This window comes from Kitasatospora sp. NPDC054795 (assembly GCF_053611565.1).
The window spans coordinates 1-5,783 of record NZ_JBSHAP010000243.1; the positions used below are offsets into that span (position 1 = coordinate 1).

A 5,783-nucleotide genomic window follows, 5' to 3' on the forward strand; every position below is an offset into this window, starting at 1 on the left:
GGCTGGTACCGGCCCGGTCGGGGCGGTTGTGCACCTGCCGGCCGGCGCCATCACGGAGAGCCCATGCCGTCCTTGACGAGTGGTGTGCCGGCCGGCACCGCCTCCTGCCTACTGGTCCGGCCGCTGGTCCGGCCCGTGATCAGCGCAGGTGCCGGGCGAAGAACCCGGCCGCGTCCTCCCCTGCGTACTGCGGGACGCCCGTGTGCCCGCCCATGTTGGCGTGCAGCGTCTTCTCCTGGGAGCCGAAGGCGTCGAACAGGTCCAGGGACGCCTGCCGGTCGTTCCCCTCGTCGTCCCACTGCAGCAGGACGTGCAGCGGAACGGTGACCCGGCGGGCCTCCTCGAACATGGCGCGGGGCACGAAGCTCCCGGCGAAGAGGCCGGCGGCCACGATGCGCGGTTCGACCACCGCCAGCCGGATGCCGATGGAGATGATTCCCCCCGAGTACCCGACCGGACCGCCGATCTCGGGCCGTGCGAGAAGGGCGTCCAGGGCGGCCCGCCATTCCGGGACGGCCCGGTCGACGAGCGGGAGGATGAGGGCGTCGATGATCTCGTCACTGACCGGCTCACCGGCGGCCATGGCCTGCCGCAGGTCGGCGCGGGCCTGTTCGGCCGCGTCCCAGCGGGGCCGGTCACCGCTCCCGGGGAGCTCGATGGTGGCGGCGGCGAAGCCGTCCGCCGCGCAGCGTCGGGCCCGGGCGACCAGCCGGGGGTACATCTTGTGCAGGCCGAGCGGGGGGTGACCGAGCAGGACCAGCGGGACCGGCTCGGACGCGGAGGCGGATGCGGGCGTCCACAGGATGCCGGGGATCTCGCCGAGGGTGAACTCGCGCTCGAGGATGTCGTCGTCGAGGCGCTGTTCGGACGTGAAGTTCATGGTCGTGCCTTTCGGGAATGCGCTGGAACGGCGCTCCCGGACGACGACCTATCGCCCGACCGTGACCCCGGAGGAGAGCACCCATGTCGATACGTTCACGGGTACCACCTCCTTGTTCTCTCGCACGGCCTCCGGAAGGCTAGCAGATCGGCGGGAGCAACGGTCGATACAGGCACTCGGCACCCGACCTGCACACGCCGGACGGGATCCGGCAGGCCGGCGAACTCGCCGATGGCATCGCGGTCCACGCCGAGCACGTGACCGTCCGTGCCACGACGAGCCGGGAGCGGGTGGAGTGCCCGGCGTGCGGGTCTCGCGCATCGCTCAGTCGACGTCCGCGTCATCGGTGTCCGCGTGCTCGCCCAGGCCGAGCGCGGCGAGAACGCGGTCGACGTCCCGGTCGTCGGCTCCCTCGATGTCGATGTCGCCCCCCCACGTGCAGGTCGAGATGGGCGAATCGGGGGGCCAGTTCCGTCAGAACGGTCAGCTGGTCCCGGTCGCCGTCCGTGTCCTCGATCACCAGGTCCCTGATGCCCAGGTACGCGAGCTGGGGGAGCAGCGAGCTCTCCGCGAGGACGACGAAGTCGCCGGCCCCGTCCGGGTCGAAGAGCGCCTCGCTCAGGTCGAGGCTCCTCAGCAGCGGATACCTGGCGGCGTCGAGTTCCTCCAGCTGGGCGTTCGTCCCGACGACGCCGTGGATGTCATGGCCGATCTCCACCTCCAGCGAGGTGAGACCGGGTGCCGAGAACGCGAACAGGGAACCGTCCGAGAAGACGGCCCCCCGGGTCCGCAGACGCGTCAGGGTTTCGTGCTCCACGTCGTCGAACAGGAAAGCGCCTTCGAGTTCCAGGGTGCGCAGCGCGGGCAGGGACCTCCACAGGGCGCGCTCCACCTCCTTGGGCACCACCGCGTCGTGCAGGTACGTCTCGGGCTCGACCCGGTTGCCCGTCGATGTCTCGTGGTGCTCGTAGAGCGTGCCGAAATCGTGGCCGAAGTACAGGGATTCCAGGCGGGGCCACTGCCGACGGGCCAGGGCGGCCGCGGCGCGCTCGGCGGAGTGGTGGTAGTCGGTGAGGTGCAGTTCCAGGCCGGCCAGCAGGCGGCTCGCCGGGTGGGACAGCAGGACGTCGATCAGCGCCGCTTCCCACTGCTCGGGATCGGTCGGATCGAAGGCCCCGGAGGGGGGCAGGTCCGCGAGGAGCCGCTCCAGTATCGCCCGGCGCTGCGGCGCGGTCTCCGCCACCAGCCGCCGCCGCAGCCCTGGAGGCCGTGCTCGCCGACCAGGCGCGGGTGCTGGGCGCGGAACACCCCCACACCCTGGCCACCCGTGGCAGCCTCGCCCGGTGGCGGGGGCAGGCGGGCGGCGCCGCGGGGTAGCGGCGGCGCGGCTGTTGATCCCGGTGTCGACCCGGGCCTTCATCGCCGCCGCCGGGCCCCGCCGGGCCTCGCCGGGTCCGCACCGGGACATGATCAGGACTCATGATCCGTGTCCCGAAGTGTCGTTGTCGTCCTGGCGTCGTTGTTCCCTACGGTGAGGCTGTGAGGACGTCCGGCGCGGACACCGGCACCGTGGCGCCGCACCTCGCCCCCGGGCCCGGGCCGGGTTCGCGAAAGGCACGTACCCATGCCGATGGACATCGTCGACGCTCAGATCCACCTCCACCTCACCATGAGCGCCGAGGAAACCCTCGCCGCCATGAACGCCCTGGGCATCCAAGCGGCGGTGATCGACGAGTTCTGGGGCTTCGAGGCCCGCACCGGCCACGGCGAACCGGGCATCGCGCTGCCGGGGGCCCGCGCGTTCCGGGCCGTCGCGCCCGGGGCCGAGATGGCGTCGATCCGGTACCCCGAGCGCTTCTGCTACCTACTGCGCATCCACCACCGGGACCCCGAACTGGCCTCCGGTATCAGGGCCGTGGCCGATGCGCCGCACGCCCGGGCGGTGCGGATCGTGGCACGCGAGGACGAGGACGTCAGGGAACTCGCCCGGGGCGACTACGGGCCGGTGTTCGACGCCTCCGCCGACCACGGCCTGCCCGTCTTCGCGATGACGGCGCGCAACGGGCACCTGCTGCTCCCCTACGCGAAAGCCCATCCCGACACCCCGATCGTCCTCGACCACGTCGGAATGCCGGTGAACGACGAGGAGTTCGAGGACGTCCTGCGGCTGTCCGACCAGTCGAACATCATGATCAAGTGGGGGCACGGCCCGGAGCTGTTCCATGCCGGCGACTACCCGTTCACGCCCGCGCTCGACAAACTGCTGCGCGTGCTGGACGCCTTCGGCCGCGAGCGCGTCATGTGGGCCAGTGACCACACCATGATCAGCGGCGACCACTGCTGGGCCGACGAGCTCTTCGCCCTGCGGGAGACCGACCGGCTCGGCGCCGAGGACAAGGAATGGCTCCTCGCCGGGACGGTGCGTGCCGTCCTGGACTGGCCGCGCCCGGCGAAGCCGTGAGCCGGAAGCCGCGCCCGGCGAGGCCGTGAGCGGGAGGCCGTGAGCGGGGCGGCCGTTCGGCGGAGATGACGGCCGGTCGGCACGGTCGGAACCGTTCCGGATCCGCTCCGTCGGCCCGTCTCGGCCCCGGTCGCCGAGTGCCGTGTGAACCAGAAGGGAAGGCCCCGCTCCAGGGCGGTGAAGTCTCGGTGGTCGTGACCCGGGATTCGCCCGAACCAGTCAACAACGCTGTCGGTCAGTGCTATGTTACCCGGCGGTTCGAGAGTCGGTGCGACGGCTCCGGACTGTGCGTCCCGCCACAAGTCACCACTGCCTCAGCACCGTTGACCCCGAAGGGACCCTCCACGTGACCGTGCGCAAGCTGACGCTGTCAGCCGCGGCGACAACCACCGTGCTCCTCCTCTGCGGCGCCGTCCTGACCGGAGCGGCGGCCTCACCGGCCGCCGCGAACACCACCGCAACCACCGCAACCACCGCAACCACCGCAGCGGCGTCGTCCGACCCGTCCGCCGCCCCGAGCGCGTCGGCGACGCTGGCGCCCCCGGCGTCCGGCACCGCCGCGGCCACGGTGGCGGCCCCGGCGCAGGGCAGCGCGCCGGCGACCGCCACTACCGCCCCCGTCCTCGCGCTCTCCTCCTACGACCCGACCACCGGCGCCGCCGTGCTCGCACCGGCCACCACCGGTCCGCAGGCACCGTCCGCCCTGGCCGCGAGCCCGGACGCCGCCGCGGCAGCCGTCCGGCCCGGGCAGCTGATCGACAGCCCGCCCACCCCGGCGGCCCCGCACGGCGCGCTGGTCGCCGTCACTGATGTGCAGTCGACCGCGGACGGGAAGGTGGCCGTCTCCACCCGCCCGGCCACCCTCCCCGAACTGCTCGGCGGCACCAGCGCCAGCCTGCGCAGCGCCGTCAGTCCGAGCACCTTCGACGTCCAGCCCCAGATCGGCGGCGTCCAGGTCGTCACCGACCTCGGTGCGACCTCCGGCCAGGGCTCGGTGTCCGGCAGCCTGGGGCTGAGCGCGAACGCCACCGTCCCGCTGCCCGACGGCAGTTCGGCGAAGCTGTCCGGCTCGGTCTCGCTCCGTCCGGCCATCGACTTCTCCTATCAGGGCGGCCTCGGCGTCATCGACCCCCAGCAGGCCCGGGTCGGCTTCACCCTGGGCGCGCACGCGGACTGGCACGTCAGTGCGAACCTCACCGCGAGCACCGGGCCGATCCGGATACCCCTGGCCAAGTACAGCGCCAGCCCGGTGGTGATGGTCGGCCCGCTGCCCGTCGTGATCAACCTGGCCTTCACCCTCTCGGCCGACATCAGCGCCGACGGCACCGTCAGCCTCGACGCCGAGCAGGCCTACGACGGCCAGTGGGGCGTCCACTCGGACTACGTCAAGGGCCCGGGCTGGACCACCACCACCGACCCCGGGAACTCCACCGTCTCCCCGCTGCGCCTCGACCTCAGGGGCTCCGCCTCGGCGAAGGCCGGCCTGCTCGCCGAGGGTTCGATCGCCCTGTACGACACGGTCGGCGTGAAGGCGTCCATCGAGCCGTACCTGCGGGCCGTGGTCAACGGCTCCGTCGTCCTCGACGGCGCGAGCACCACGCCGGACGTCAACGGTGCGGCGGCCCTCTACGGCGGACTCGACATCAACGGGGCGCTGATGGCCCGGCTCGTCATCCTCGGCACCCCGATCCTGGAGGCGGACCTGCCCTTCCTGGCCTTCCACCGCGAATGGCCGATCGCCTCGGTGAGTGTCGGGCAGCCCCCGGTACGGCTGGTGGACTGGACCTCGCTCAACGCCAGCCTGTTCGACGACAACCACTCCGCCTACCTGGCGACCCGGCCGGACTGGGACCCGTACGCCCTCAAGGCCGCCTGCCCGGACGGCAGCCGGCTGATCGGGCTGAGCTACGGCGGCGACAACGGCCTCTGCACGGACGTCACGAAGGCCGGCCTGTGGGACGCCGGCCGCGCGTTCGTCGTCGACCACGGCGGCACCTACGTGACCACCGAATGGGCGTCGGGCTACGCCAAGGCCCAGTGCCCGGCCGGCTCGGTCATGACCGGGTACAGCCGCAACGGCCGGACGATGGGCGCGCTCTGCGCCAAGTCCGCCGCCCCGCTGGGTACTTCGACCCGCACGCTCTGGTTCGAGAAGGGTGACAACCGCCCGGCCGCGGCCGGTGGCGGTGACTTCTCGTACGGCTTCGCCAAGGGTCAGTGCGCGGACGACGAGGTCGTCGCGGGCATGGCCTACAGCGCGCCCTGGTGGCAGCTGTGGGCGGCGCGGCCGTCCGCGCTGCTCTGCCAGAAGCTCGCCCTCTGACAGCCGTAGGGGCAGCCCTCGCCGAACCCGGCCGACCACGGCCGAACCCGGCCGACCACGGCTGATCGCAGCTGATCGCGGCTGGTCACCGAGCAGGCCGCGCGGCCGGGCGCCACCCC

General features: G+C 72.5%; 4 protein-coding genes. 2 read left to right on the top strand and 2 right to left on the bottom strand.

Annotated features, from left to right (window positions below; translation table 11 throughout):
- Positions 1–139: 139 nt before the first annotated feature.
- The gene (locus ACWGJO_RS40695; RefSeq protein WP_452190838.1) at positions 140–880 is read right to left on the bottom strand and encodes a dienelactone hydrolase family protein; all 741 of its coding nucleotides are present in this window, start codon (positions 878–880) and stop codon (positions 140–142) included.
- A gap of 340 nt (positions 881–1,220) precedes the next feature.
- The gene (locus tag ACWGJO_RS40700; protein WP_452190839.1) at positions 1,221–2,123 is read right to left on the bottom strand and encodes a hypothetical protein; all 903 of its coding nucleotides are present in this window, start codon (positions 2,121–2,123) and stop codon (positions 1,221–1,223) included.
- Between the two features lie 381 nt (positions 2,124–2,504).
- On the opposite strand from ACWGJO_RS40700, the gene ACWGJO_RS40705 reads away from it, so the two are divergent.
- Positions 2,505–3,341 carry an amidohydrolase family protein gene (locus ACWGJO_RS40705; protein ID WP_452190840.1) on the top strand — a complete coding sequence of 279 codons (837 nt, stop codon included), beginning with the start codon at positions 2,505–2,507 and terminating at the stop codon, positions 3,339–3,341.
- A gap of 346 nt (positions 3,342–3,687) precedes the next feature.
- A complete protein-coding gene (locus ACWGJO_RS40710) occupies positions 3,688–5,664 on the top strand; it encodes a hypothetical protein (protein WP_452190841.1) in 1,977 nt (658 codons plus the stop codon).
- Positions 5,665–5,783 lie beyond the last annotated feature (119 nt).

Coding starts and splice junctions, on each gene's coding strand:
- ACWGJO_RS40695 (WP_452190838.1), bottom strand. CDS start 880: ATGAACTTCACGTCCGAACAGCGCCTCGACGACGACATCCTCGAGCGC.
- ACWGJO_RS40705 (WP_452190840.1), top strand. CDS start 2,505: ATGCCGATGGACATCGTCGACGCTCAGATCCACCTCCACCTCACCATG.